Annotated in this window: 26 protein-coding genes and 1 pseudogene; 15 read left to right on the top strand and 12 right to left on the bottom strand. The window is 58.7% G+C overall.

The window, feature by feature from the left end:
• Window positions 1-37 precede the first annotated feature (37 nt).
• The 4 genes from AC2FJB_RS00835 to AC2FJB_RS00820 are packed head-to-tail and all read left to right on the top strand — an operon-like array spanning window position 38 to window position 4,869.
• Complete coding sequence (locus tag AC2FJB_RS00835; RefSeq protein ID WP_496718512.1) at window positions 38-2,833, top strand: [protein-PII] uridylyltransferase family protein; 2,796 nt, start codon at window positions 38-40, stop codon at window positions 2,831-2,833.
• Complete coding sequence (locus AC2FJB_RS00830) at window positions 2,817-3,089, top strand: hypothetical protein (protein ID WP_496671220.1); 273 nt, start codon at window positions 2,817-2,819, stop codon at window positions 3,087-3,089. Before AC2FJB_RS00835 ends, AC2FJB_RS00830 begins: the two co-directional genes overlap by 17 nt.
• 38 nt (window positions 3,090-3,127) lie before the next feature.
• On the top strand, window positions 3,128-4,330 hold the full coding sequence (locus AC2FJB_RS00825) for an RSP_2647 family RNA methyltransferase (RefSeq protein ID WP_496718510.1): 1,203 nt from the start codon (window positions 3,128-3,130) through the stop codon (window positions 4,328-4,330).
• Window positions 4,327-4,869: an RSP_2648 family PIN domain-containing protein gene (locus AC2FJB_RS00820; protein ID WP_117868683.1), complete on the top strand. Its 543-nt coding sequence runs from the start codon at window positions 4,327-4,329 to the stop codon at window positions 4,867-4,869. Before AC2FJB_RS00825 ends, AC2FJB_RS00820 begins: the two co-directional genes overlap by 4 nt.
• Before the next feature lie 70 nt (window positions 4,870-4,939).
• On the opposite strand, the gene AC2FJB_RS00815 is transcribed toward AC2FJB_RS00820, so the two are convergent.
• Window positions 4,940-5,626, bottom strand: a complete 687-nt coding sequence (locus AC2FJB_RS00815; RefSeq protein WP_496680931.1) for a M48 family metallopeptidase — start codon at window positions 5,624-5,626, stop codon at window positions 4,940-4,942.
• Between the two features lie 181 nt (window positions 5,627-5,807).
• On the opposite strand from AC2FJB_RS00815, the gene AC2FJB_RS00810 reads away from it, so the two are divergent.
• Window positions 5,808-7,292 carry an inorganic phosphate transporter gene (locus AC2FJB_RS00810; RefSeq protein ID WP_496718508.1) on the top strand — a complete coding sequence of 495 codons (1,485 nt, stop codon included), beginning with the start codon at window positions 5,808-5,810 and terminating at the stop codon, window positions 7,290-7,292.
• Between the two features lie 44 nt (window positions 7,293-7,336).
• On the opposite strand, the pseudogene AC2FJB_RS00805 reads toward AC2FJB_RS00810, so the two are convergent.
• A pseudogene (locus AC2FJB_RS00805) lies at window positions 7,337-7,480 on the bottom strand (VWA domain-containing protein); the annotation flags it as partial.
• A gap of 38 nt (window positions 7,481-7,518) precedes the next feature.
• Entirely contained in the window at window positions 7,519-8,712 is a 1,194-nt protein-coding gene (locus AC2FJB_RS00800; RefSeq protein ID WP_496718506.1) for a hypothetical protein, read from the bottom strand.
• Window positions 8,713-8,764: 52 nt separating this feature from the next.
• On the opposite strand from AC2FJB_RS00800, the gene AC2FJB_RS00795 reads away from it, so the two are divergent.
• Window positions 8,765-9,313: a hypothetical protein gene (locus tag AC2FJB_RS00795; RefSeq protein WP_496718505.1), complete on the top strand. Its 549-nt coding sequence runs from the start codon at window positions 8,765-8,767 to the stop codon at window positions 9,311-9,313.
• Between the two features lie 99 nt (window positions 9,314-9,412).
• Here AC2FJB_RS00795 and AC2FJB_RS00790 read toward each other — a convergent pair whose 3' ends face one another.
• From AC2FJB_RS00790 to AC2FJB_RS00770, 5 genes are all read right to left on the bottom strand, one after another.
• Window positions 9,413-10,597 (bottom strand): vWA domain-containing protein, encoded by a 1,185-nt coding sequence (locus AC2FJB_RS00790; protein WP_496718504.1) that lies wholly within the window; start codon window positions 10,595-10,597, stop codon window positions 9,413-9,415.
• Window positions 10,598-10,601: 4 nt separating this feature from the next.
• The gene (locus AC2FJB_RS00785) at window positions 10,602-10,772 is read right to left on the bottom strand and encodes a hypothetical protein (protein ID WP_496671201.1); all 171 of its coding nucleotides are present in this window, start codon (window positions 10,770-10,772) and stop codon (window positions 10,602-10,604) included.
• 7 nt (window positions 10,773-10,779) lie between these two features.
• The gene (locus AC2FJB_RS00780; RefSeq protein ID WP_496718503.1) at window positions 10,780-12,147 is read right to left on the bottom strand and encodes a DUF2927 domain-containing protein; all 1,368 of its coding nucleotides are present in this window, start codon (window positions 12,145-12,147) and stop codon (window positions 10,780-10,782) included.
• Window positions 12,144-12,533: a GNAT family N-acetyltransferase gene (locus AC2FJB_RS00775; protein WP_371415303.1), complete on the bottom strand. Its 390-nt coding sequence runs from the start codon at window positions 12,531-12,533 to the stop codon at window positions 12,144-12,146. Before AC2FJB_RS00775 ends, AC2FJB_RS00780 begins: the two co-directional genes overlap by 4 nt.
• Window positions 12,534-12,702: 169 nt before the next feature.
• Complete coding sequence (locus AC2FJB_RS00770; protein WP_117868689.1) at window positions 12,703-13,548, bottom strand: AAA family ATPase; 846 nt, start codon at window positions 13,546-13,548, stop codon at window positions 12,703-12,705.
• Between the two features lie 382 nt (window positions 13,549-13,930).
• Between AC2FJB_RS00770 and dksA the strand changes: the two genes are divergently transcribed.
• Entirely contained in the window at window positions 13,931-14,353 is a 423-nt protein-coding gene (gene dksA, locus AC2FJB_RS00765) for an RNA polymerase-binding protein DksA (RefSeq protein ID WP_117872703.1), read from the top strand.
• Window positions 14,354-14,426: 73 nt separating this feature from the next.
• Window positions 14,427-15,572 (top strand): FAD-dependent monooxygenase, encoded by a 1,146-nt coding sequence (locus AC2FJB_RS00760; protein WP_496718502.1) that lies wholly within the window; start codon window positions 14,427-14,429, stop codon window positions 15,570-15,572.
• A gap of 4 nt (window positions 15,573-15,576) precedes the next feature.
• Here AC2FJB_RS00760 and xth read toward each other — a convergent pair whose 3' ends face one another.
• The gene (xth, locus tag AC2FJB_RS00755; RefSeq protein ID WP_496718501.1) at window positions 15,577-16,356 is read right to left on the bottom strand and encodes an exodeoxyribonuclease III; all 780 of its coding nucleotides are present in this window, start codon (window positions 16,354-16,356) and stop codon (window positions 15,577-15,579) included.
• 278 nt (window positions 16,357-16,634) lie between these two features.
• Complete coding sequence (locus AC2FJB_RS00750) at window positions 16,635-16,958, bottom strand: HesB/IscA family protein (protein ID WP_496817625.1); 324 nt, start codon at window positions 16,956-16,958, stop codon at window positions 16,635-16,637.
• 76 nt (window positions 16,959-17,034) lie between these two features.
• On the opposite strand from AC2FJB_RS00750, the gene AC2FJB_RS00745 reads away from it, so the two are divergent.
• On the top strand, window positions 17,035-18,174 hold the full coding sequence (locus tag AC2FJB_RS00745) for a deoxyguanosinetriphosphate triphosphohydrolase (protein WP_496680917.1): 1,140 nt from the start codon (window positions 17,035-17,037) through the stop codon (window positions 18,172-18,174).
• Here the strand turns inward: AC2FJB_RS00745 and AC2FJB_RS00740 are convergent, their stop codons facing one another.
• On the bottom strand, window positions 18,175-18,726 hold the full coding sequence (locus tag AC2FJB_RS00740) for a putative pterin-binding protein (RefSeq protein WP_496680915.1): 552 nt from the start codon (window positions 18,724-18,726) through the stop codon (window positions 18,175-18,177).
• Window positions 18,727-18,859: 133 nt separating this feature from the next.
• Here AC2FJB_RS00740 and argS point away from each other — a divergent pair, with 133 nt between their 5' ends.
• The 6 genes from argS to AC2FJB_RS00710 all read left to right on the top strand — a co-directional run bounded on the left by argS (window position 18,860) and on the right by AC2FJB_RS00710 (window position 24,469).
• On the top strand, window positions 18,860-20,605 hold the full coding sequence (gene argS, locus AC2FJB_RS00735; protein WP_496719258.1) for an arginine--tRNA ligase: 1,746 nt from the start codon (window positions 18,860-18,862) through the stop codon (window positions 20,603-20,605).
• Window positions 20,606-20,644: 39 nt separating this feature from the next.
• Window positions 20,645-21,757 (top strand): SPOR domain-containing protein, encoded by a 1,113-nt coding sequence (locus AC2FJB_RS00730; RefSeq protein ID WP_496719259.1) that lies wholly within the window; start codon window positions 20,645-20,647, stop codon window positions 21,755-21,757.
• A complete protein-coding gene (gene nagZ, locus AC2FJB_RS00725; RefSeq protein WP_496719260.1) occupies window positions 21,754-22,761 on the top strand; it encodes a beta-N-acetylhexosaminidase in 1,008 nt (335 codons plus the stop codon). Before AC2FJB_RS00730 ends, nagZ begins: the two co-directional genes overlap by 4 nt.
• Window positions 22,751-23,545: a segregation and condensation protein A gene (locus tag AC2FJB_RS00720; RefSeq protein ID WP_496719261.1), complete on the top strand. Its 795-nt coding sequence runs from the start codon at window positions 22,751-22,753 to the stop codon at window positions 23,543-23,545. Before nagZ ends, AC2FJB_RS00720 begins: the two co-directional genes overlap by 11 nt.
• A complete protein-coding gene (gene scpB / locus AC2FJB_RS00715) occupies window positions 23,538-24,188 on the top strand; it encodes an SMC-Scp complex subunit ScpB (protein ID WP_496719262.1) in 651 nt (216 codons plus the stop codon). The genes AC2FJB_RS00720 and scpB overlap by 8 nt, the downstream gene beginning before the upstream one ends.
• Window positions 24,189-24,253: 65 nt before the next feature.
• Complete coding sequence (locus AC2FJB_RS00710; RefSeq protein ID WP_496671173.1) at window positions 24,254-24,469, top strand: hypothetical protein; 216 nt, start codon at window positions 24,254-24,256, stop codon at window positions 24,467-24,469.
• Window positions 24,470-24,472: 3 nt separating this feature from the next.
• Here AC2FJB_RS00710 and AC2FJB_RS00705 read toward each other — a convergent pair whose 3' ends face one another.
• Entirely contained in the window at window positions 24,473-25,552 is a 1,080-nt protein-coding gene (locus tag AC2FJB_RS00705) for a 2'-deoxycytidine 5'-triphosphate deaminase (RefSeq protein ID WP_496719328.1), read from the bottom strand.
• Window positions 25,553-25,593: the final 41 nt, after the last annotated feature.

The following is a 25,593-nucleotide window of genomic DNA, read 5'->3' as shown; positions in this document are numbered from 1 at the left end:
ATTGACGATTACGCGCTGCGATGCGCAGTTTGCGCGTATGACTGACGCTCTTGACATTTTACGACTTCCGCGTGCTTTCGATCCATCCCTCGGGGATGAAGCGCGGGCCTTGATGCCAGATTTGCCGGCTGAGATGGGGGAATTGGTGGCGGGCACCGCCGGTTCGAGCCCCTATCTGAAAAGTTTGATCGAACAAGAGAAGGGCTGGCTGCCCGAGGCTCTGATGCACCCGGATCAGGCGCTGGATAACGTGATGACCGCCGCGCGCGATCTGCTGCCGGATCAGTTGAAGCCCGGATTGCGGCAGGCCAAGCGGCGTATGGCCCTGCTTACGGCGTTGGCCGATATTGCAGGTGCGTGGCCACTAGAGAAGGTTACTGCGGCCCTGACCGATTTCGGCGCTCTGGCCGCCGATGTTGCCGCCAAGGCCGAGATCGCAACGCTGATCCGGCGCAAGAAGCTGTCGGGTATGACCGAGGATGATGTCGAAACCGCAGCCGGGTTGGTCATCCTGGCGATGGGAAAGATGGGCGCGCATGAGCTGAACTACAGCTCGGACATTGATCTGATCGTTTTGTTTGACGAGACGCGCTTTGATCCGGATGACTTTTACGAGGCCCGGCAGGGCATGGTTCGGGCCACGCGCAACTTCTGTGCGACGTTGAGTGATAAGACGGCGGACGGCTATGTTTTCCGCACGGATCTGAGGCTGCGCCCCGATCCCGCCGTGACACCGGTTTGCATGGCGATGGAGGCCGCCGAACGGTATTATGAAAGCCTGGGCCGAACCTGGGAGCGTGCCGCTTATATCAAGGCACGGCCCTGTGCCGGTGATCTGTCCGCAGGGCAGCGTTTCCTTGACGGCCTGCGACCCTTTGTCTGGCGCCGCCATCTGGATTTTGCCGCCATTCAGGACGCCCATGACATGCGTCTGCGCATCCGCGAAAACAAAGGCACCGGAGGGTCCTTGTCGATCCCCGGGCACGACATGAAACTGGGACAGGGCGGCATCCGCGAGATTGAGTTCTTTACACAAACCCGTCAGTTGATTGCGGGCGGCCGGGATGCTGACCTGCGGGTGCGTGGTACCGTTCCCGGTCTGGCGGCGCTGGCCTCCAAAGGGTGGGTGCCGCAGGATGTTGCCAATAAGCTGACCGATCATTACCGCGCGCACCGCGAAGTCGAACACCGCATCCAGATGATTCATGACGCGCAGACCCACAAGGTGCCGAGTTCGTCTGATGGGATCGAGCGGGTTGCCTGTCTGATGGGGATCAGCAGTGCCGAGTTGACGCAAGACCTGATAAATCGCCTGACCGAAGTGCATGAGTTGACCGAAGGATTCTTTGCCCCAGGACCGGGTGCGGCACCGGTCCAAGTGCAGGATGTGGAGTTCGACAAAAGCGTTTTGGCCCGCTGGACGACATACCCGGCGCTGAGGTCCCAGCGCGGCGCGCGGATTTTTGAACGTCTGCGGCCCGATCTGCTGTCGCGTCTTGCCAAAACCGCAAAGCCCGATGAAGCACTGATGGCTTTGGACGGGTTTCTGGCAGGCCTGCCAGCCGGGGTGCAGCTGTTTTCGCTGTTTGAGGCGAATCCGCAACTGATCGAGCTGTTAACCGATATCGTTGGCACGTCGCATGCTCTGGCCTCGCATCTGTCGCGCAACGCGTCTGTGTTTGACGCGGTGATCGGGGGCAGTTTCTTTGCGGATTGGCCGGGACAAGAGGCGTTGCAAGCGGAATTGACGCAGGCTCTGTCGGAAGAAACAGACTATGAAACCCAGCTTGATCTTGCACGGCGCTGGTGCAAGGAATGGCATTTCCGGGTTGGTGTGCATCACCTGCGCGGCCTGATCGACGGGGCGCAGGCGGGTCAGCAATATGCCGAGCTGGCACAATCGGTCATCGCGGCCATCCTGCCGCATGTTACCGAGAATTTCGCCCGCAAACACGGCCCTGCACCGGGGCGCGGCGCTGCCGTGCTAGGGATGGGATCGCTGGGGGCGGGCCGGATCAACTCGCAATCCGATCTGGACATGATCGTGATCTACGATCCCTTGGATCAGGACATGTCTGAGGGTCCGCGCCCTCTGGCCACGCGCACCTACTACGCGCGGTTCACGCAGGCCCTGATCACAGCGCTGTCCGCGCCGATGTCGCAGGGACGCTTGTATGAGGTCGATATGCGGCTGCGCCCTTCGGGCAATCAGGGGCCGGTTGCGACCAGTTGGGCCAGCTTTGTCAATTATCAGCAGAACGAAGCCTGGGTGTGGGAGCATCTGGCCCTGACCCGCGCGCATGTTGTTGCCGGGGATGCCGGGCTGGCCGAGGAAATCGAAGCCTTCCGCACCGAGTTTCTGTCGCACCCGCGAGAGCGGGGCAAAGTGCTGCGCGACGTGGCCGAAATGCGGTCGCGCCTGGCCGCGGCCAAGGCGCCCACCGGCATATGGGACGCCAAGAACGGCCCCGGCCGATTGATGGATATCGAGTTGATGGCCGAAACCGGCGCCTTGCTGGCTGGGTCCGCACAGCGTGATGTGTCCTCTGGTCTGGATGGCGCCGTCGCAGCCGGGTTGCTGGATGTCGCACAGGCGCAATCTCTGAAAGCTTGCTATGACTTATGCTGGTCCGTGCAATGCGCGGCGCGGCTGCTTTCGGGCAAGGCTATCGAAGCCGACAAGATCGGCGAAGGCGGAACTGCTTTTTTGTGCCGGGCCACCGGGTTCGAACAGGTCGAGGCGCTACAGGCGGCTTTGCTGGAGAGTTATACGACCGCAGCCGATCTGATCGGGGGTGTGATCAAGGGAGACGAAGATGGCGCGCAGCACTGATCCCAACGACCATAAGGGTCTGATCCGCGAAGCCTATCGAATCGAAGGCATAACCTTGCCGGAATGCCGCAGCATCTTTCTGGATTGGGCACTCAGTGTTCCTGCGGATTGCGACCAGAACACAGCGCTGGCAGAACTGCACGCGGGCTATGCCGAGCAGAACCCCGATCACCCGATGACGCAGGTTCTGACCGAAGGCCTTCAGACGGCTCAGGCACCGAAACGCCGCGGCGGGTGGCGATCCCGTAACCGCTAGGGCTTTCCCACCGGCGCGTTCAGGACTATGAGGGCGCCATGACCCAATCTGCCGACCGCCCCCGTATCCGCCTGAAACCCAAAGCCAATGCGCGCGGCCTGCGCCATGGCTTCCCGTGGGTCTACGCCAATGACATTGTCACCGACCGCCGCACCCGCAAGATTCCAGCGGGCGCCTTGGCCGTACTCGAAGACGACAAACGCGCGCCCATCGCGCTGGTGGCAGTCAACCCCGAGTCTAAGATCATGTGCCGGGTGCTGGATCGTGACATTGAAGCGCAGCTTGACGCGGCGTGGTTCGAGAGCCGTTTGCGGCATGCCGTTGATCTGCGCGAGCGCCTGTTTGCTGCCCCATATTACCGCTTGATCCATGCAGAAGCGGATGGCTTGCCCGGCGTTATCATCGACCGCTTTGGCGAGGCCTGTGTCATTCAGCCGAACGCGGCCTGGGCCGAGGCGCACCTGGACCTGCTGACAGAAGCTCTGGTCAAAGTCACAGGCGTGACTACGGTGCTGAAGAACGCCTCTGGCCGCACGCGCGGGCTGGAGGGGCTGGACGACGTCAATCAAACTTTGCGCGGAACCGCGCCTGATGCGCCCCTGCCGGTGCCGATGAATGGCGCCACCTACATGGCGGATCTGACAGGCGGTCAGAAAACCGGGCTGTTTTATGACCAGCGCCCCAACCACGCCTTTGCCGCGCGCCTGGTTCATCCCGATGCGCAGGTATTGGACGTGTTCAGCCATGTGGGCGGCTTCGGTCTGGCGATGCTTGCAGGCGGTGCGGTGCAGGCATTGTCCGTTGATGGCTCAGCCGCCGCGCTCGACCTAGCGAAAAAAGGGGCCAAAGCGTCGAACCTTGCTGATAAGTTACAGACCCGACAAGGCGACGCGTTCGACGTGCTGGCCCAGTTGGGCGAAGAAGGTGCGCAATTTGACGTGGTGGTCTGCGATCCACCCGCCTTTGCGCCTTCCAAGCAGGCGCTGGATGCGGGTCTGCGCGCGTATGAACGTATCGCAAGACTGGCGGCACCTCTGGTCAAACCCGGTGGTTACCTGGGCCTGTGTTCGTGTTCGCACGCCGCTGATCTAGGCCGTTTTCGTGATGCGTCCTCCCGTGGGATTGGCCGCGCCGGGCGCCAAGCCCAACTGATCCACACCGGCTTTGCAGGCCCCGATCACCCGCAATTGCCGCAACTGGCGGAAAGCGGCTATCTCAAAGCGGTGTTCTATCGCCTATGAAAGCCGTGCTCGACACCTGCGTCATCTATCCCACCGTGATGCGCGAGATGCTCTTGGGCGCTGCCCGCCTGGGCCATTTCACTCCGATCTGGTCCGCGCGCATCCTCGAAGAATGGGCGCGCGCCGCGCGCAAGCTTGGCCCAACGGGCGAGGTGCAAGCCCGCGCCGAAATCGCGCTGACACAAGCCGGCTGGCCCAAGGCCGAGCGGACTGCGAATGAAGGCCTGCACGACCGTCTTTGGCTGCCGGATGCCGCCGATATCCACGTGCTGGCGACGGCGATCGCCGCGTCCGCCGATATGATCGTCACGGTGAACGCCAAGGATTTTCCCAAAGACATATTGGCGGAAGAAGGCCTGGTCCGCAGAGATCCCGACAGCCTGCTGCATGGTTTCTGGCAAGCTGATCCAAAGGGTATGAACACGCTCGCGGCTCAGGTCCTTGCCGAGGCCAGCCGCCTCTCAGGTGATCAATGGACCCTGCGGGCACTGATGAAAAAAGCCCGGCTGCCACGTCTGGGCAAAGCCCTGAGCGCCTGAGCGGGACCCAGCTTCATCTGGCTGAAAATATCCCGGAGAGCGCGAGAGGCTGGCCTCTTGCTGCGCGGCCTCAGCCACGCGCCCAACGCTGCTCAAGTTTCTCAAGCGCTGCAATTCGTTCGTCTGTTTTCGGATGGCTCATCAACCAGGCCGGCACAACACCCGCCCTTTGCTGCGTCAGGTCTTCCAGCTTGTGAAAAAGTGACTTCTGAGGTCCGATCCCGATGCCGGCCTTGGTCAGCAAAGCCGCGGCATATTCATCCGCCTCATACTCATCCCCTCGCGACAGGCGCGAGGCCAAAAGGGCAGTCAACGCATTGGCGATCATCGCGCCGATGAAAGGAATGAAACGGTTCAACACCAGTATCAAAGCCGTCCGCATTGCGTTCTGGCCCGAGAAATCAATCATTCGCCGCCGCGCATGACCCAGGGCGACGTGACCCAGCTCATGTGCGATCACGCTGGCCATCTCCTCGGCAGAAACTTCTCCGTTGCGGAATTTTCGGTAAAACCCGCGCGTGATGAAAATTCGACCATCCGGAGCAGCCAGCCCATTCACCGGATCGATCTCATAGATGTAAACCGGCACCCGATCGATGCCCAAAGCTGCCGCCAGCCGGTCCGTCATCCGTTTAAGCGCCGGATCGGCCAGTTCGGTCGACTTTGCGTCCAACTCACGATGCGTGCGCCAGACGGAAATCCGGTACATCACGATGGCGTAGCCAATTGCCAAAAGGATCGGGGTCAATCGGAGCATGTTAAAGATATGGTCCGAACATTGGCATTGCGCAAGTCACACCTGCGGGATGTTTGTCGCGACCCGCATGTTCGGGCGACGAAACCGGCGCAACTTTCGATAAGTTGTGATTTCCTGATATGAACTATTGATTAATGCATCGATCCCACTTAACCCACGGGGCGCTATCGATGGGGGACCCATGACCGACAAGAACCATGAAGCGCGTCACCTGGAAACGCTCGACCGGGACCTGCGTCGCTTTTCACGCCTAGAATTGGCGACCGCTCAGGCTGGGCGACCTTTTGTGGGATCAGGTATCGCCATTGCATTCATTGTCATCGCGGGTCTCTTGGCTGCTTTCCTGTTCGGTCAGGGCAGCAACACGCTTGTCGTCGTGATCGCGGCGATGTTCGGGGCCTATATGGCGCTGAATATCGGCGCCAACGACGTCGCCAACAATATGGGACCTGCCGTGGGGGCGAATGCGCTTACCATGGGCGGAGCCATCGTGATTGCCGTTATTTTTGAAAGTGCCGGAGCGCTCATCGCCGGGGGCGATGTCGTATCGACCATTGCCAAAGGGATCATCGCGCCGGAAAGCATGGGAACGGCGGATGTATTCATATGGGCGATGATGGCGGCGCTGCTTTCCTCTGCGCTTTGGGTCAATCTGGCGACATGGATCGGCGCTCCGGTTTCCACCACGCATTCGGTTGTGGGCGGTGTCATGGGGGCAGGGATCGCCGCTGCCGGGTTCGGGGCCGTAAGCTGGGGCACCATGAGCAAAATCGCAGCCAGTTGGGTAATCTCGCCAGTTCTGGGGGGCCTGGTCGCAGCTGGCTTCTTGTGGTTCATCAAGGCCAGGATCATCTATCAGGAAGACAAGATCGCCGCGGCCCGCAAGTGGGTGCCGATGCTGGTTGGGATCATGGGGGGCGCGTTTGCATCTTACCTGGCACTCAAGGGCCTCAAGAAAATCATCAAAATTGATCTCGCGTCGGCGTTACTGATCGGTGCGGTCTGTGGCGGGTTGATCTGGGCCGTGATGATCCCGATTATCCGCCGCCAGTCTGAGGGACTTGAGAACCGCAACAAATCGCTGAAAATTCTGTTTGGAATTCCACTGATCGTTTCAGCCGCGTTGCTGAGCTTTGCGCATGGCGCAAATGACGTTGCCAACGCGGTGGGGCCGTTGGCCGCGATTGTGCAGGCTTCTGCCTCTGGCGATTTTACTCAGGCGGTCAGCATCCCGTTTTGGGTTATGATCATTGGTGCATTCGGCATTTCGTTCGGCCTGTTCCTGTTCGGCCCGAAACTGATCCGGATGGTTGGCAGCCAAATCACCAAGCTCAACCCGATGCGGGCCTATTGCGTCGCGCTTTCGGCTGCAATCACGGTGATCGTCGCAAGCTGGCTAGGTCTGCCTGTCAGCTCGACACATATCGCGGTTGGTGCAGTGTTCGGGGTCGGGTTCTTTCGTGAATGGGATGCAGAGCGAAGGCTGAAACGGGCCAGCCTGACTGTTCCCGAGCGCCCCCGTCTCGCACCGGAGGAGCGCCGTCGCCGTAAACTGGTTCGCCGGTCCCATTTCCTGACCATCATTGCTGCGTGGGTTATCACGGTTCCCGCCGCAGCGATGCTGGCGGCGGTACTGTTTCTTGGGATTCAGGCAGTTTCCGGATAAATTCAGGGGCAGACCTCAACAGGTCAGCTCCTTCATACCCTGTTCCAGACCAGCCCGGCCTCTGCATTCCAATGCTCATTTGCGCCGCCGGGGTAGGTGGTCTCATAGCAGCTTATTGAGACGTCGCCGACGAAGATGCACATGTAGTCCGGGCTGCAGGTTCGCAAGGCTTCATGTGTCGGGTTTTGTTGGCCACTTTAAAAAGCACCAGAAACCGCTGATGCTGCTATTGTTTTCCGGGCGCAGGAAGCTCCAGATTTTCATGTAGGTCAGCCAAAGTTCCAGCCGTAAGTGTGGACCCTTTGGACGCATCAAAAAACGCGTGCTCAGCTTCTTTTTGCGCCACCAGGCTGTCCGTTCTCAAATCTCTGACATCGGCACGGAGTTCGCCTTGTGCCTCCTCAAAGGTCTGTGCGTCTTGCAGTTCGCTTTCCAAGGCATCGAGTTTGTCATTGTAGCCTGGGTCTCCGGGATCAAGCGCAGCAATATCATCGGCGATCTGGTCACTGCTCCGGCCGTCATAGCTTTCGTTCAGATCCCTTAAGCCCCTCCGTGCATCGTGTAACTGATCACGCAGGTCGTAATACTCCGCTGCGGCAGCCTGATAAGCGGCGATCTTTCCGACATTGCTATTTGCGGCAGCGTTCAGGAAGGCCGGGGTGGCCGCTTTCGACGCGTTCAGATTGCGCAGCTTGTTCGAACCATTGGGATCGGTGATCGCGGCTGCCAGCGGGTCCTTGTATCGGTGCTTCTTGCCGTCATGGTGCAACGCGTCGTAGCGAAGGCGGAAATTGGTATCCTTGGAGCGGTATTGAAGAGTCTCGGAATACCGGTGATAGGTCGGATCGTAAGGCACTGGTTGTACAGTCACTTCGTCTTTCGGGTGGCTCTTTGGTTGCGGAAGCCCAAGATTGTCATGATAATCGCCCAACACGTCCTTTGTCAGAGAGCGCCCCTTAGAGGCGTCAAAGAAAGCGTCTTCTGCTTCTTCCAGGGCATCCTTTGTCTGGTGCCCAAGATCTTTCAGATCGGCGCGCAAACCGTCGCGGGTTTCTTCATATGTTTCAGCGTCCCGTAGTTCGGATTCCAATGCTTCACGTTTTCTGTCGTATTCCGGATCCGACGGATCAAGCGCTGCAATGTCATCGGCAATCTGTTCACTGCTTCGCCCGTCGTACCTTTCGTTCAGACCCCGCAAGTCGCGTCGTGTATCATAGAGCTGACCGCGCAGGTCGTAATACTCCGCTGCAGCGGCCTGATAAGCGGCGATCTTTCCAACATTGCTGTTGGCCGCAGCGTTCCGAAATGCCGGGGAGGCCGCTTTCGACGCGTTCAGATTGCGCAGTTTATCCGAGCCATTAGGATCGGTGATCGCTGCTGCCAGCTGGTCACGGTAGCGGTGTTTCTTGCGGCCATCCAAACCAGGAGTGTCGTCATGCCGGGCTACCGGGCGTAACGAGCGTTCGATCGGTTTGACCGAAACAGTCTTGTATGTACGAGTTTTCTTTGCAGGTTTATTGGCGGACTTCTTCGCTGGCTGTTTCCCGAAAAGCTGTTGGACATCCTTCTTGAACTCTCGTCCAAATTCACCAACCGAGACACGCCGGACTTTTTGGTTTCCGCCGGTGCCAGTATTAGACTTTTTTGCTTTTGCAGCGTGTTGCTTTTTGGATCCGGCGCTTTTCTGCGAAGCTGACGCTTTGCCCTTGGAGTTGTTTTTTCCACCACCGTTGGCCTGGGAGCCCTTTGAGGAATTCCCTTTTCCATTGGATCCATTGGATCCATTGCTCTTGCCATTGTCGGCTTTTCCGGAATTCCCTTTGCCATTTCCATTTTCGTTCTTTGCGAAAGCTGCATCCGGCGCGAGCGCAAAAGTCGCTGCCGCTGCGACAGCAACACTCAGTGATGTGGCGGTTGCCACAGACGCAAGAAGATTTCGCAAATTGTGGCTGGCCATCTCTCCCCCCAGCTTTAACGCGCTTGCACCTTATCACGAGATGGGAATTCGACGAGTCTTATGAAGCCTTTTGTGTGCTATTTGTAAACATTGTGTGGGGGGTATTTGAGGTGTTTGTTTTTGTTTTGGACACAACCGGGCGCAGCTTGAAGCCTTAACTTGGCTACCGAGTCAGTTCCCTCATGCCCTGTTCCAGTCCGGCCAGAGTCATTGGCACCATGCGATCTTCAAAGATTTCACGGATCATGCCGATGGAATGGGTGTATTCCCAGTACTTCTCGGGCACAGGGTTGATCCACAGGTTCGATGCCCATTGATCCCGCGCGCGTTGCAGCCAGACCTGACCGGTCTCTGCGTTCCAATGCTCGTTTGCGCCGCCGGGATAGGCGATCTCATAGGGGCTCATCGAGGCGTCGCCGACGAAGATGCACTTATAGTCACTGCCATAGGTGCGAAGAACCTCGTGGGTCGGGGTCTGCTGATCCCACCGGCGGCGGTTGTCGCGCCAGACACCTTCATAGAGGCAATTGTGGAAATAGTAGTATTCGAGATGCTTGAACTCGGTTCGCGCGGCTGAGAACAATTCCTCGACCACCTTGATATGCGGGTCCATTGATCCGCCGACATCCAGAAACAGCAGTACCTTGACTGCGTTGTGGCGTTCGGGGCGGGTTTTGACATCCAGATAGCCATGTTCGGCGGTGGCGCGTATGGTGCCATCCAGATCCAGTTCCTCGGCAGCGCCTTCGCGCGCCCAGCGGCGCAGGCGTTTCAAAGCAACTTTGATGTTGCGCGTGCCCAGTTCAACCGTGTCGTCCAGATTCCTGAATTCCCGTTTGTCCCAGACTTTGACCGCGCGCTGGTGGCGGCTTTCCTTCTGACCGATGCGGACCCCTTCGGGGTTGTATCCATAGGCCCCGAATGGAGAAGTTCCGGCTGTGCCGATCCACTTGTTTCCGCCCTGATGACGGCCTTGTTGTTCCTTGAGGCGTTCGCGCAGTGTTTCCATCAGCTTGTCGAACCCGCCAAGCGCTTCGATCTCGGCTTTTTCTTCATCCGACAGGTGTTTTTCGGCCAGTTTGGCCAACCAATCACCGGGGATATCGACGGCCTCCAGAACTTGATCGAAACTGATTTCGTTCAGCCCTTCGAAACTGGCGGCAAAGGCGCGGTCGAACTTGTCGATGTTGCGTTCGTCCTTCACCATCGAAACGCGGGCGAGATAGTAGAACGCCTCGACATCATAGGTGGCGAGACCCTTTTTCATGCCTTCCAGAAAAGTCAGATACTCCCGAAGCGATACCGGGATGCCAGCTTTGCGAAGGTTTTCGAAAAAGGGCAGGAACATCGCGTCAGGCCACCAAACGCACCAGAACCAACGAGATCGCCAGACCCACCAGCGCAAAGGCAATGCCGTACCCGGCTGCATATTGCGCCATATCGGCCCGATTGCCGCTGCGCTTTTTCGCGGTCAGGGCGCCCAAGGTTGCACCCAGTGCCGCCATTCCCAGAACTACCAACATATGTGTGTCATCCGTCTTTCGTGCTATCGGCGTTTCTTCGGCCACCATCCTGCGACAACGACTGGGCCACCAGATCCGAACCAAACCCGTACCGCGCCCATCCCAGGCTGTCCAGCCTGACGGCGCGTGCCTTCTGGATCTGTCCCGCCTGTCTCAGTGCCTCTGATTTCAGCAACAACAATGTGGCCAGCAAAGAGGCATTTTCAGCTCGGGTCATGACATCGATGGCCCTGTCCAGTTCAGGCAGAACACTGGGCCCCTTATCCTGTGCCAGCGCAAACGCTGCGGTTTGAGTCGTTACATAGGCCTGATGCACGTCTGTTCCGGGCGTGGCCTTCAGGAACTGTTGCGCAATCTGAAACTGGCGCTGGGCTTCGTTGGGGTCTCGGAATTGTTCCATCCTGCCCATCAGATAATGGGGATAGGCGCGGCGGTGATCTGTCCAACCCTGTTGCTGACCGATCCGTGCCGCTTTTCGCGCTGCGCGCATCTGTCTGGGCGAACCCGACCCGGGCCCCAGTGATTTCTGAATCGCGTCAATCCACTCGCGCGGCGTATCCGTGAAGGGTTGAACGGCCACTCTGTCCCCTCGCGGGTTCAGCCTGCCAAGAACTCCTGGAATGACAGCGGCGACCTGATCTCGGGTCATGCCGGTGCGCAGTTCTGGCGCATAAGCAGCCCGCAGGATCAGCATATCGAATCCGGTCAGAACAGTATGAATGTTGTCGTCGTTGAACACCGAATCCGGCAGATGGTAGAGGTCGTTCAGCGGACCAAGGGCCTGTGCCAGTTCTTCATGCAGACAATCACGTATTTCCTGCGGACTGACGTCGTATGGGATGAAAATCCCAAGCCGTTCGCGTTTTCGAAGCTCGGTCCAACTGCTTTTGATCTTTCGACGGTCACGTCGATACTCTTCAAGGCTGGACGAGTTGGGGACCACAAAACACGCCGCGTTGGGCAGAATGCGCAGAATGTCTTTCTGGCTGACGGCTTCGATGGTGATATTGGCCTGACCCTCGTTGACCTGCCGGATATTGATCCCGGCCTCGCGCCGTAGGCGATTGAGCAACCGGGTCAGGTCCTGCTGCATGCTTGCGGTCGGTGATCCGGTCAGACGGACTGTGACCGGGGTCTCAAATCGCGTGAAAACGGGCAGGGCGGCCCCGCTTTCCAGCTCGAAATGCAAGGACAAGAAGTCAGAGGCGATGTTTTTGTTGGACCGAGCGGGCGGCGAGGGATGCGCAGTCGAAAAAGATTTGGCAGGCGGCAAAGTCGCTTCGATGGACTGGACCTGACCGGGAAGCTCGATTGTTTCAACCGTCGCGCAGCCAGAAACAACCAGTGCCAGAAAAAGGGCACTCAATCGCTTCATGAGCGGGCGTACTTGATGAACGGTGTCAGTGTTCCGATGCGATCATACAATTGCCGCGCAGTATGGTTGAACTCCTGGGTCAGCCAATAAACCGATGGCGCGCCCTGACGATCGGCCTCATCATAGACTGCTTGGATCAAGGCCCGCCCAACGCCGGAACCCCTTGCCTCGGGTCGTGCGAATAGGTCCTGCAAGTAGCAGACTTTTTCCACCTTCCAGGCATGACGATGAAACAGGTAATGTGTCAGTCCGACCAGAGCGCCATTCTGCTCGGCAACGAAACAGGAAAAATCCTGCGGGTCGTCGCCCAGCAGTCTGCAAAAGGTTGTTTCGTATATGTCATCGGGCAGGGCCGTTTCGTAAAATGCCAGATAATCCCTCCACATGTCGGCCCATTGGCTTTTGTCCTCGGCACGCAGGGTGCGGATTGTCAGTGCGTTAGCCAAGCGATACATCCAGTTCTGTGGGGGCGAAGCTTTGTCTCGCCAGATAGGCCGATGCTGACATTCGGGTCGTCCCAAGGCAAGCCATGATCACCGTCCCTTTACCTGCCGGCTATCGCTTGCCGCGTGCCAAGAAGGCCAGACGTTCGAACAAATGCACATCCTGTTCATTCTTCAGCAACGCACCGTGCAGTTTCGGCAGCGCGTCGGTACCGCCACGCTTGAGGTCTTCGGCACTCAGGTCTTCGGCCAGCAGCAGTTTCAGCCAGTCCAGCACCTCGGATGTCGATGGCTTTTTCTTCAGCCCCTGCGTGTCGCGGATTTCATAGAACTGGGTCAGGGCTGTGGTCAGCAGCGCCTCCTTGATGCCAGGATGATGTACTTCGACGATTCGACGCATCGTAGCCTCATCCGGAAAGCGGATGTAGTGAAAGAAACAGCGGCGCAGGAACGCGTCCGGCAATTCTTTTTCATTGTTCGAGGTGATGATAACGATAGGGCGGTTCTTGGCCCGGATCGTTGCCCCTGTCTCGTAAACATGGAACTCCATCTTGTCGAGTTCCTGCAGAAGGTCGTTGGGAAACTCGATATCCGCCTTGTCGATCTCATCGATCAGCAGAACAACCTTTTCGTCGGCCTCGAAGGCCTGCCACAGCTTGCCTTTGCGGATGTAGTTCGACACGTCATGAACACGTTCCTCACCCAGCTGGCTGTCCCGCAAACGGCTGACCGCATCATATTCATACAGGCCCTGCTGCGCGCGGGTGGTGGATTTCACGTTCCACTCAATCATCCTCAGCCCCAGCGCGCCCGCCACCTGTTTGGCAAGCTCTGTCTTGCCAGTGCCGGGTTCGCCCTTGACCAGCAATGGACGCTCGAGTGTGACGGCGGCGTTCACGGCAATTGTCAGATCGTCAGTGGCGACATATTCGGCTGTACCTTGAAAGCGTGCTGTCATGGGCCTCTCGTATGGTTTTTCGTGATCCGTGGGCTGGTTGTGTTTTCCGGGTTACAGACGGCCAACGATTTTGACAACCCGCGTCCATGCGTCGGTTGAGGCGATTTTAGTAAGAACTCCAAGCCCTTTTGGTTGATTCGCGTGCGGGAATGTGTCCTGCTGATTAACGCCTGCCTCAAAAAGGCCCGCTAAATTTCATAGAAAAATAGGGTTTTGTTGTTGTTTGTCTCATATTTAGACAAAACAGCGCTTGGGCGTGCTGAAGCAAAGTTTGTGTAGTGACAATCCCACGCTCGTCGGCTAAATGCTGCGCAGAAGGGGGTGCCAAATGTCAGGTGAAACAACCGCGACCGACGTTTCTGGCCATACCGAGGGAGCAAATATGAAACAGGAAGTTTTTCTGCCGGAGGATTACCGCCCGGCCGAAGATGAACCTTTCATGAATGACCGTCAGCTTGAGTATTTCCGCCGCAAGCTGTTGGATTGGAAGAATGAACTTTTGGCGGGCAGCCGCGACACGATCGAAGGGCTGCAGGACAACACCCGAAACATCCCGGATGTCGCAGACCGAGCGAGCGAGGAAACAGATCGCGCTTTGGAACTGCGGACACGCGATCGTCAACGCAAGCTGGTCGCCAAAATCGACGCAGCCCTGCGTCGGATCGAAGAAAGTGAATACGGGTATTGCGAAAAGACCGGCGATCCGATTTCGCTGAAACGTCTTGATGCACGTCCGATTGCAACCATGACGCTTGAGGCGCAAGAGCGCCACGAGCGCCGCGAAAAAGTCCACCGCGACGATTGATCGCCGGGTGCAACTTGAGAATTTCGAACGCTGGGGCCTGTGGCTCTGGCGTTTTTGCGTTAAGCGGTAGGGCATGAAGATCAATCGGTTGAATTTCTGCGTTATTGGCGGTGGCATCGGTGGCTTGGCGTCTGCGTTGGCGCTGCGGCAACACGGGGCGCAGGTCACCCTGCTGGAGCAAGCCCCGGCACTGACCGAGGTCGGCGCAGGTCTGCAGATCAGTGAAAACGGGATGTGTGTGTTGCGCGCGCTTGGGGTGGCGGATCTGTCTGTCGGTCAGAAATCCCATGGTACGATCGTCCGTGATTACCGCAAAGGGCGCGTTGTCAGCCGACTGCCTGGGCCGTCGGCTGGTCCGACCATTTATTTTCACCGTGCCGACTTGTTGAATCTGCTGCATTCTGCGGCCCGCAAGGCCGGTGTGGATGTCCGCCTGGGGGCCAAAGTTTCCAACGTGCAAAAACACTCCAACGAAGCTGAAATCCTGTTGGCGAGCGGCGAGCGGCTGCGCGCCGAATGTGTCATTGCCGCCGACGGTGGTCGAAGCGCGATTCGCCCGGCCCTGAACGGGCCCGAAACTCCCGCGTTTACGCACCAGGTCGCCTGGCGCGCAACCATTCCCTGGCGACCAGATTCAGACGTGGTGGCGGCATCCCTGACCATGGGGCCGGGTCGGCATGTCGTGACCTATCCTTTGCGCGATCAAAGCATGATGAACATCGTTGCGGTCGAGGAGCGCTCGGATTGGCGCGAAGAGGGATGGAAGCTGAGGGGTGATCCGGACGAATTGCGCGCACGTTTTTCAGGATTCGGCGATCCGGTACGTGAGATTCTGTCAAAGGTCTCCGATGTGAATCTGTGGGCTTTGTTCCTGCGCCCGGTCGCAGAAAAATGGCAGAACGGTCGTCTGGCATTGCTGGGGGACGCGGCGCATCCGACCTTGCCGTTCATGGCGCAAGGCGCTTGTCTGGCGCTGGAAGATGCCTGGACGCTTGCGCGATCATTCGACGAGCACCCGGGTGTCACCAGCGCGCTTGCAGCCTACGAGAAAACGCGCCGACCAAGGGCAGAAAGCGTGGTTGCCGCTGCCGGGTCGAACGCACGCAATTTCCACCTTTCAGGCCCCGCCCGTTTGGCGGCCCAATGTGCGCTTATGGCAATCGGGAGGAAATTGTCGCGCCGTTACGAATGGATATACAGCTACGACGTCACGGCCTGAAACACTATATGTCCAGATCGACCCAGACTGGCACATGATCCGAGGGTTTTTCATGCCCGCGTACGGCTGCATCAATCTGGCAATCCCGCATAAGATCCGCCGCTTGTGGGGTCAGCAGAAAGTGATCGATCCGAATTCCGTCGTTTCGGTTCCAGGCCCCGGCCTGATAATCCCAAAATGAATAGTGTCCCGCGCTTTGGGTGGTGGCCCGGAACGCTTCGGTGAAGCCCAGATTCAGGATTTTGCGAAATGCGGCGCGGCTTTCAGGGCGAAACAATGCGTCTTCGAGCCATGCTTCGGGGCGTTTGGCGTCCTCCGCCTGCGGGATGATGTTGTAATCCCCCGCCATCAACGCAGGCTCTTCGGTTGCCAGCAAAGTGCGGGCACGGTCGTAAAGCCGTTCCATCCAAGCCAGTTTGTAGTCGTATTTCGGGCCGGGTGCCGGATTGCCATTGGGCAGATACAATCCACAGAGCCGAAGAGCCTTTTTGCCAACGACAGTGGCTTCGATCCAGCGGGCCTGTTCATCCGCGTCATCGCCTGGAAGGCCGCGCGACACGTCCTCGAGTGGAAGTTTCGACAATATTGCAACGCCGTTGAAGCTTTTTTGCCCGTGAGTTTCCACATTGAATCCACGCTCTTCGAATATCTCGCGCGGGAAGTTTTCGTCGACCGACTTGATCTCTTGCAACAGCACAACGTCCGGCTGCGCTTCGTCCAGCCAACGGGGCAGGGCCTCGACCCGCGCCTTGACGCCATTGATGTTGAACGTGGCGATTTTCATGCGCGATCCTCCGAAGACTTGGTGCAACCTATCGCTCAGAAAGGGTCCAACGGCAAGCCGGAGATCGGATTTGCGAGGCTCTGCCTCGCGCTCCGGGATATTTTTGGGCAGATGAAGAAACGGATTTTTAACTGAATATCTTCAAATTGAAGTGGCGGTACAGGCGGGGACGCCGATGACCGCGCCAGGTGAAGCCCCCTGGTCTTTCGGTCAGAGGGCGGACCACTGCTTCATCTGGCTGAAAATATCCTGGGGGTGTGGGGGCAAAGCCCCCACGGTTACATCGAAAAAGATGTGCCGCAACCGCAGGAAGAGGTGGCGTTGGGGTTGTCGATCACAAATCGCGCACCGATCAGTTCCTGGGTGAAGTCGATGACCGCGTTTTCCAGGAAGGGCAGCGAAATGGCGTCAACAATGACTTTTTGCCCTTTACCTTCAAGGACCAGATCATCTTTTTTGGGCGTATCCAAAGCGATTTCGTATTGAAAACCCGAGCAACCGCCGCCTTCCACTGCGACGCGCAATGCCTGACCCTGATCCGCCGCGCCGATTTCGGCGAGGCGTTCGAAGGCGCGTTCCGTGACTGATGGGGGCAGATTCATGCCGGTCTCCAATGGTTTCCTTCCATTACGCCATACAATATAGAAAGCGCAAGGACAGGCGACAAGGACAGGCCATTTGGACAGAGCTAGTTTTGCCTCGGATCCGGACCGCACCAGGGGGCGGTTTGTGCCCGAGGAGGAAAGCAGTTTCCGATCATGCTTTCAGCGCGACCGGGACCGGATCATTCATGCCAGTGCCTTTCGGCGCCTCAAGCACAAGACGCAGGTGTTTGTTGAACACGAAGGTGACAGCTACCGCACCCGCCTGACCCACTCCATTGAGGTGGCGCAGGTGGCGCGGACCATTGCCGGTGCTCTGGGGTTGAACCCAGAGCTGACCGAAGCCGTGGCCTTGGCGCATGATCTGGGACATACGCCTTTTGGACATACCGGCGAGGACGCGTTGCACGCGTTGATGAAACCCTACGGAGGTTTTGATCACAACGCTCAGGCCATTCGGATCGTCACAAAGCTGGAGCGCCACTATGCAGAATTCGACGGGTGCAACCTGACTTGGGAATGCCTGGAAGGTATAGCCAAGCACAATGGGCCGGTTACGGGCGATCTGCCATGGGCATTGGCCGAATGCAATCAGGGTTTCGATCTTGAACTGCACACCCATGCCAGCGCGGAAGCCCAGGTTGCGGCCCTTTCCGATGACATTGCCTACAACAACCACGATCTACTGGACGGGTTGCGCGCGGGGTTGTTCTCGGACGACGATCTGCAAGACCTGCCGATCGTCGGTGTCTGTTACGCCGAGGTGGATGCCAGATACCCCAGGCTGGATTCCTATCGCCGGCGTCACGAAGCGCTAAGGCGGGTTTTCGGGGTCATGGTGGCCGATGTCATCAACACCTCTCACGATCTCATTGCCGTGTCTGGCGCGCAGTCCGTCGAAGAAGTTCGTCATCTTGGGTATCCTGTCATCCAGTTCTCGGATGAGGTTCGGGCGCAACTGCGCGAAATCCGGGCGTTTCTGTTCACCCGGATGTATCGCGCTCCCAGTGTGATGTCAGTGCGGGAGGAGGTGGCAAAGATCGTGGAAGATCTGTTTCCGATTTATTTGAATGATCCCAAGCAAATGCCTGCGCGCTGGCATGATGATATTGAAGCTGCCGGGGACGAGACAGGTTTGGCCCGTATCGTTTCCGATTACATTGCGGGCATGACCGACCGATTTGCCTTGCAGGACCATGCCCGGCTGACCGGCTGATCACTCCACAGCGATATAGGCGATGGCCCAGACTTGCTGAGCTGCTTGTTTGGCGGACTGATCGACGTTCTCTGTCGGAGGGAAGACGATCATCGTCGGGCCATAACCACCGATCCCCATCGGTGCGCCATCAGAATGCGTTGCTATGATCGGTTTATGCGTGGTGATGCTGTTCCAGTCGATTGCAGCCTGATACCCATCCAGCGCCATGGGAAGAGCGGTTTTCCCCTCGGCCCCTGCCATCGTCATGACGTCTGACAACAGCGGGCCTGAGAACCTGTAATCACGCTCATTGCCCGGAGGACCATACGAGATTGTGATCTCGAGCTGCTCCAGCCCGTCCAGCATGGCAGCATCAAACCCTGCCGCGCCGTCATGCGTGACCTCCAGATAGCCCAGCAGACCGCCGTCATTCTCCCCCCGCGCGGGCAGGTTTGTTTCGCTGACCGCGCCGCCCAGCGTCAGCAGCACATGGCCTTGCGGTTGTGGTAGGTCGGCCAGTGCAGGCAGGGCGGCGGACAAAAGCAAGGCAATAGACAAGGGGCGGTGCATCAACGGTCTCCGGTAGCTTCGAACATGCCCGAGATTAGCGAGTTGTTCCGTCAAACCAAGCTGAAACGTTAGGCGTCCATTGACCTTGCCGCATTGCGTGGTAAACCCCGCGACAAGCAAAAGGACATCCGAAATGAACCTGTTTTCCGAGATCCGCGGCCTTGTACTGGACGCGCTGGCGCAGATGCAGTCCGAAGGCGTACTGCCCGAAGGGCTGAGCTTTGACAACGTGGCGGTCGAACCTCCGCGTGATGCCGCGCATGGGGACATGGCGACCAACGCCGCGATGGTGCTGGCGAAACCAGCCAAGATGAAGCCGCGCGACATTGCGGATGTGCTGGCAGGGAAACTGGCGGCGGATGATCGGATCACAAGCGCTGAAGTGGCGGGCCCCGGTTTCCTGAACCTGCGTCTTGCGCCGTCCGTCTGGCAAGGCGTGTTGGCGGCGGTGCTTGAAAAAGGCACCGATTACGGGCGTTCGACCATGGGGCAGGGGCAGAAGGTGAATGTCGAATATGTCTCGGCCAACCCGACCGGCCCGCTGCATGTCGGGCACACTCGCGGCGCGGTGTTCGGGGATGCGTTGGCGAGCCTGCTGGCCTATTCGGGCCATGACGTGACCCGCGAATACTACATCAACGATGGCGGCGCACAGGTGGACGTGCTGGCGCGGTCGGCCTATGAGCGCTATCGCGAGGCCAACGGCCTCAGCCCCGAGATTGCCGAAGGGCTGTATCCCGGCGACTATCTGATCCCGATCGGAGAAGCGCTGAAAGAGAAGTACGGCGACAGCCTGATCGACAAGCCGGAAAGCGACTGGCTGAAAGACCTGCGCGAGTTTTCGACCGACGCTATGATGGATCTGATCCGCGCCGACCTGAAGGCGCTGGGTGTCGAGATGGACGTGCTCTATTCCGAAAAATCGCTTTATGGCACCGGAAAGATCGAGGCTGCGCTTAAGTCCCTGACCGATAAGGGCTTGATCTACGAAGGCGTGCTGGAACCACCCAAAGGCAAGAAGCCCGAGGATTGGGAGCCGCGCGAGCAGACCTTGTTCAAATCCACCGAGCACGGCGATGACGTCGACCGCCCGGTCAAGAAATCTGATGGCAGCTGGACGTATTTCGCCCCGGATATCGCCTATCACTATGACAAGGTGACACGTGGTTTTGACGCGCTGATCGACGTGTTCGGCGCGGACCACGGCGGCTACGTCAAACGGATGAAGGCTGCCGTTTCGGCTCTGTCCGATGGCAAGGTGCCGCTGGATATCAAGCTGACGCAGCTGGTGAAGCTGTGGAAAAACGGCGAGCCGTTCAAGATGTCCAAACGGGCCGGGAACTTTGTCACCCTGCGCGATGTGGTCGATCAGGTTGGTCCGGATGTGACCCGTTTCGTGATGCTGACCCGCAAGAACGACGCACCGCTGGATTTCGATTTTGACAAGGTGCTGGAGCAGAGCCGCGAGAACCCGGTGTTCTACGTGCAATACGCCCATGCCCGGGTGATGAGCGTGCTGCGCCGTGCCGCCGAGGCAGGGATCCCAACAGATGATGTGACGCTTGCCGGCGCGGATCTGAGCAAGAACGATCACGTCTCGGAACTGACTGTCGCCAAGAAGCTGGCCGAATGGCCACGCTTGGTCGAAATCGCTGCGCGGACCAACGAACCGCACCGCGTCGCCTTCTATCTGTATGAACTTGCAGGGGATTTTCACGCGCTCTGGAATAAGGGCAATGACGAAACCCAATTGCGTTTCATTCAGGATGGCGATGTTGCCACAAGCCAGTCGAAAATTGCATTGGCCCGTGCCGTTTCTGTTGTGATTTCAGCGGGCTTGGGTATTCTTGGCGTTACCCCGGCGCAGGAGATGCGGTAACCAATACCGCCCGAACCGCCGGTACGAGGTAGGCAAGAAATGACCCGCGCGCCTTTTTTCTGGCGCGAAACGGGCAGTGAGGCGGACATGGCGAGTTACGATTACTCGGGGCACCAAAGCCCCGAGCGGATTCATTACCCGAATCAAACGCATTCCGAGGATGCGTATGACTATCCTGAAGACATGGAGGATTATGATGCGCCACTTGGCGCGTTCGGACTGGGGCGGGCCGTCAATTTCCTGGGTGCCGTCGCATCGCTGGCACTGGTCGCCGGTGTCGGTATCTGGGGATACCAGCTTGTCATGCGGGATGTCAGCGGCGTGCCGGTCGTGCGCGCGGCCGAAGGGCCGATGAGGGTGCAGCCCGAAAACCCAGGCGGAACACCCGCCGATCATCAGGGCTTGGCCGTCAATGCGGTGGCCGCCAAAGGCAGTGCTGCCGCTCCAGCGGATCGCCTGATCCTTGCGCCGCGGCCGGTCTCGTTGACGGATGAAGACGTACCCGCCGCTGATCTGAAGCCGACACCAGCGCTGCATGTGGTGGAAAAGCCGATCTCGACCCAGGAAGCCGCTCGATTGCGCCAGAACGCAGTGGATGCGCTGGTTGCGGAACTGGCGGGTGAGGCGGCCAAAACGCAGCAAGAATTTGAAGATGGCGTGCAGGTGGCATCGTTGACCACCCCCGAGGAAGAACCCGCAATTGATCCGGCCGATTTCGCAGCGGCCTTGCCGGATCCGGCCATTGCCGAATTGCCGGGCGTGCGCCGATCCGTGCGCCCGTTGACCCGTCCGGCGCGTGCCTCTCGCAGCCAGGTGTCGCCGAGCGAGAATTCCGAAGAGGCGATCAATGCGGCGGTAAAAGCTGCGGTTGGGTTGGATGTCGATCCTGATACGCTGGAGAAGGGCACGCGTCTGGCACAGCTTGGGGCCTATGACAGCACCCAGGTGGCGCAATCGGAATGGGATCGCCTGAATGGAAAGTTCGGAGAATATATGGCGGGAAAACAGCGTGTTATTCAAAAAACTTCAAGCGGTGGACGCACCTTTTACCGCCTGCGCGTGCTGGGCTTTGAAGACCTGAGCGACTCGCGTCAGTTCTGCGCTGCGCTTGTCGCGCAGGGGGCTGATTGTATCCCGGTGGCCGTTCGGTGAAATTCGGTGCCACGATCACCGATGCTCAGGGCTTGCGCCTGACGCAAAAGGAAAGAGATCTGTTTCGCCAGATGAACCCGTTCGGGTTCATTCTGTTTGCCCGCAACATCGAAAACGCCAAACAGGTAAGCGCCTTGTGTGATGATTTCCGCGAGGCGGTCGGGCGCAATTGCCCGATCACCATCGATCAGGAAGGTGGGCGCGTGCAGCGCCTGCGGGCGCCGTTGGCCCGCGAATGGCTGCCGCCGCTGGACCATGTGACCAATGCCGGAGAACAGGCCGAGCGCGCCATGTATCTGAGGTACCGCCTGATTGCCGATGAACTGTTTGGCCTGGGAATTGACAGCAACTGTGCGCCCATGGTGGACGTCGCGCGACAGGAGACGCATAAGTTCCTGAAAAACAGATGCTATGACACTGATCCTGAACGAGTTTCCAGAATCGCGAAAGCCGTGGCGCAGGCCCATTTGGACGGCGGTGTGCTGCCGGTGCTCAAACACATCCCGGGCCATGGACGTGCCACGTTGGACAGCCATCATGACTTGCCGCATGTGGATCTGCCCTTGGAGGAGCTTGAGCGCAGCGATTTTGTGCCGTTCCTGGCCTTGAACGACCTGCCGATGGGGATGACCGCGCATTTGGTCTATGATCGGATTGACCCGCAGCCTGCCACCATCTCGGCAACCATGATGGATGTGATCCGCAACAGGATTGGCTTTGAGGGGCTGATCATGACCGATGACATCGGGATGAAAGCGCTTAGCGGGACGCCCGCTGACGTGTCGCGGCAAGCCATAAGCGCGGGCTGTGACGTCGTTCTGCACTGCAACGGAAGCTTTGCCGAGCGCGCCCAGGTGATGGAAGCTGCCGGAGAAATGTCTGATGTAGCACAGGCCCGCGCAGAACGGGCGCTGGCGATGCGCAAACGCCCGCTGGAACTTGACATCCCTGCCGTCGAAGCGGAACTATCTGCCCTAATGGGCGGGCAGGTATATGAACGATAACCTTTTTAGCGAAGACCCTGTCTCGGTCGCGGATCGTCTTGCGGCCGAAGCGCTGATCGTTGACGTCGATGGGTTCGAAGGCCCGCTGGATGTTCTGCTGACCCTGTCGCGCACGCAAAAAGTTGACCTGAGGAAAATCTCTGTCCTTGCGCTGGCGCAGCAATACCTGGCCTTTGTCGAAAAGGCGCGGGCGCTGCGTATTGAACTGGCCGCCGATTATCTGGTGATGGCGGCCTGGCTGGCGTTTCTCAAGTCCCGCTTGCTGCTGCCGCCAGACCCGGATGACGAGGGACCCTCGGGCGAGGAACTGGCCGCACATCTTGCGTTTCAGTTGGAACGCTTGCAGGCGATGCGCGATGCTGCCGCACGGCTAATGGCGCGTGATCAGCTGGGGCGCGATTTCTTCGAACGCGGGCAGGGCGAAGATATCACCCGCATCCGAACCGTGACCTATTCCGCCACGCTGCTGGATCTGATGCAGGGCTATGCCCGGATCCGCACGCGTGATGAATTCCGCCCGTTTGTGATGGATCGCGATTCGGTATTCACCATGGAACAGGCGCTGGAAAGAATGCGCCCGCTGATCGGGTTTGCCGGGACATGGACCGATATGGAAACTTACCTGCCCGATGGCTGGGATTCCGACCCGGTACGGCGCAGGTCGGCAACGGCGGCGACCTTTGCGGCCTCGCTGGAGTTGGTGAAAGAAGGACATATGGAAATCAAGCAGAGCGAGACATTCGCTCCGATCCATTTGCGCAAGAGGACCGAGACACGTGACTGATGCCCCCGAAGAGACCGGTACGCTGTTCGAGGCCCCTCCACTGGCTGAACAGGAACGCATGGTCGAAGCTGTTCTTTTCGCCAGCGCCGATCCGGTGACAATTGCGGATCTTGAAGCGCGGATGCCCCATGGCAGCGACGCGGCACAAGCAGTTGAAGCGCTTCAGAAACGGTATGAGGGCCGTGGTGTACGCGTGGTGCGCGTAGGAGACGCCTGGGCCATCCGCACGGCCCCTGATCTGGGCTTTCTGATGCAGAAGGAAACGGTCGAGACCCGCAAGCTCAGCCGCGCTGCGATCGAAACTCTGGCCATCGTGGCTTATCATCAGCCCTGCACGCGGGCCGAGATCGAGGAAATCCGGGGTGTCTCGGTTTCGCGCGGAACAATCGATCAGTTGCTGGAGATGGAGTGGATCAAACTGGGCCGCCGCCGCATGACTCCCGGTCGTCCGGTGACGTTTGTGGTAACACCTGAGTTTCTGGATCATTTTGGGCTTGAGAACGCCCGTGACTTGCCCGGGCTAAAAGAGTTGCGGGCAGCGGGATTGCTGGAGAATCGTCCTCCTCCGGGGGCCATCCCACTGGGCGAAGGCCGCGAGGACGAGAGCGACGAAGACCAGACCGAACTGTTCGAGGAAGAGTGATCGCGCAGCCCTTTTGTTGCCGCATAAAGCGCGTATCTATATGCGTAAGGACACGGAGTTGAGCCATGAATGCAAACCGGATCATTGACATGATTGTGCGTCAGGTCATGCGCCGTCTTGTCAACAAGGGTGTGAACAAAGGCATCGATTTGGCCAGCCGCAAGGGCAACGGATCGGGCGCATCGAATGAGACCAGTAAAGCCAGCGCACCACGCCATGCGCAGAGCCTGCGGCAGGCACAGCGCGTGACCCGGCAAATGCGCCGGTTCATGAAATTCTAGGGATTAGCCAACAGCTTTGAAGTGCTTCGACAGTTTCAGGCCCTGACCCTGATAGTTCGAGGCAATGCCCGCACCATATAGTTGCGTCGGCATCTCCGCCATTTTCTCATAGACCAGACGTCCGACGACCTGCCCGTGCTCCAACACGAATGGCGCTTCGTGGCAGCGCACCTCAAGCACGCCACGGGAACCGGCACCCCCGGCAGCGGCATGGCCAAAACCAGGATCAAAGAAGCCTGCATAGTGCACTCTGAACTCACCAACCATCGCCAGATAAGGCGCCATTTCAGCCGCGTACATTGGTGGAATATGCACCGCCTCGCGACTGACAAGGATATAAAACGCGCCGGGGTCCAGGATAATGCAACCATCCTTGGTCCGGACCTCTTCCCAATAGTCCTGCGGGTCGTATTCACCGATTCGATCCAGATCGATCACCCCGGTGTGCGGTTTGGCGCGATAGCCGACGAGATCGGTATCAGGCAGTTGCAGGTCGACCGAAAAGCCCAGACCGTCCTGAATGACCGCAGGTCCGTCCACCAGCGGAGATTCGGCATGTAAGGATCTCAGTTCGGCATCTGACAACACGGCCTGGCCCTGTCGGAAACGAATTTGGTTTAGGCGCATCCCGGGACGAACCAGAACCGAGAAGGAGCGCGGGCAGATTTCGGCATAAAGCGGGCCTGTGTACCCTGCGGGCACCCGGTCAAACTCGGTGCCGCCATCGGTGATGGTCCGTGTCAGAAGATCGAGCCGCCCGGTCGAGCTTTTGGCGTTGGCCACAGCGCTCATGTTGTCGGGCAGGGCAAGCGTTTCCATCAGGGGCACCAGATAGACGCAGCCTTTTTCCAGAACCGCACCGGCCGAGATGTCGATGCGGTGCATCTCAAACTCTGCCAACCGGTCCGTGACAGTCCGGCCTTCGCCCGCAAGGAACGAGGCACGTACTCGGTAAGCCACTGTTCCCAGACGCAAATCAAGGCTGGCGGGTTGAATCTGCGCAGACAGAACCTCTGGGTCGGCTGTGATCTCACCGCGCGAGATCATCGCCTCTAGCTGTTGGTTCGGGCAAACACCTGTCATCTCGATCCCCCCTGGTGCCAGAGCGGGATCTGGCCTGTATG

The sequence above is a fragment of the Ruegeria sp. CDSC085 genome (assembly GCF_059610465.1).
Note: the sequence above shows the minus strand (reverse complement) of the source record. Positions and strands in the feature narration are given on the sequence as shown.

Excerpts from the sequence above, each read along its gene's own strand:
- AC2FJB_RS00825 (WP_496718510.1), top strand. The coding sequence starts at position 3,128 with ATGACCCAATCTGCCGACCGCCCCCGTATCCGCCTGAAACCCAAAGCC.
- AC2FJB_RS00810 (WP_496718508.1), top strand. The coding sequence starts at position 5,808 with ATGACCGACAAGAACCATGAAGCGCGTCACCTGGAAACGCTCGACCGG.
- AC2FJB_RS00790 (WP_496718504.1), bottom strand. The coding sequence starts at position 10,597 with ATGTTCCTGCCCTTTTTCGAAAACCTTCGCAAAGCTGGCATCCCGGTA.
- AC2FJB_RS00770 (WP_117868689.1), bottom strand. The coding sequence starts at position 13,548 with ATGACAGCACGCTTTCAAGGTACAGCCGAATATGTCGCCACTGACGAT.
- AC2FJB_RS00830 (WP_496671220.1), top strand. The coding sequence starts at position 2,817 with ATGGCGCGCAGCACTGATCCCAACGACCATAAGGGTCTGATCCGCGAA.
- AC2FJB_RS00750 (WP_496817625.1), bottom strand. The coding sequence starts at position 16,958 with ATGAATCTGCCCCCATCAGTCACGGAACGCGCCTTCGAACGCCTCGCC.
- AC2FJB_RS00720 (WP_496719261.1), top strand. The coding sequence starts at position 22,751 with ATGAACGATAACCTTTTTAGCGAAGACCCTGTCTCGGTCGCGGATCGT.
- dksA (WP_117872703.1), top strand. The coding sequence starts at position 13,931 with ATGAAACAGGAAGTTTTTCTGCCGGAGGATTACCGCCCGGCCGAAGAT.
- AC2FJB_RS00815 (WP_496680931.1), bottom strand. The coding sequence starts at position 5,626 with ATGCTCCGATTGACCCCGATCCTTTTGGCAATTGGCTACGCCATCGTG.
- argS (WP_496719258.1), top strand. The coding sequence starts at position 18,860 with ATGAACCTGTTTTCCGAGATCCGCGGCCTTGTACTGGACGCGCTGGCG.
- AC2FJB_RS00835 (WP_496718512.1), top strand. The coding sequence starts at position 38 with ATGACTGACGCTCTTGACATTTTACGACTTCCGCGTGCTTTCGATCCA.
- xth (WP_496718501.1), bottom strand. The coding sequence starts at position 16,356 with ATGAAAATCGCCACGTTCAACATCAATGGCGTCAAGGCGCGGGTCGAG.
- AC2FJB_RS00820 (WP_117868683.1), top strand. The coding sequence starts at position 4,327 with ATGAAAGCCGTGCTCGACACCTGCGTCATCTATCCCACCGTGATGCGC.
- AC2FJB_RS00760 (WP_496718502.1), top strand. The coding sequence starts at position 14,427 with ATGAAGATCAATCGGTTGAATTTCTGCGTTATTGGCGGTGGCATCGGT.
- AC2FJB_RS00710 (WP_496671173.1), top strand. The coding sequence starts at position 24,254 with ATGAATGCAAACCGGATCATTGACATGATTGTGCGTCAGGTCATGCGC.
- AC2FJB_RS00780 (WP_496718503.1), bottom strand. The coding sequence starts at position 12,147 with ATGAAGCGATTGAGTGCCCTTTTTCTGGCACTGGTTGTTTCTGGCTGC.
- AC2FJB_RS00775 (WP_371415303.1), bottom strand. The coding sequence starts at position 12,533 with ATGTGGAGGGATTATCTGGCATTTTACGAAACGGCCCTGCCCGATGAC.
- AC2FJB_RS00730 (WP_496719259.1), top strand. The coding sequence starts at position 20,645 with ATGACCCGCGCGCCTTTTTTCTGGCGCGAAACGGGCAGTGAGGCGGAC.
- AC2FJB_RS00785 (WP_496671201.1), bottom strand. The coding sequence starts at position 10,772 with ATGTTGGTAGTTCTGGGAATGGCGGCACTGGGTGCAACCTTGGGCGCC.
- AC2FJB_RS00740 (WP_496680915.1), bottom strand. The coding sequence starts at position 18,726 with ATGCACCGCCCCTTGTCTATTGCCTTGCTTTTGTCCGCCGCCCTGCCT.
- AC2FJB_RS00705 (WP_496719328.1), bottom strand. The coding sequence starts at position 25,552 with ATGACAGGTGTTTGCCCGAACCAACAGCTAGAGGCGATGATCTCGCGC.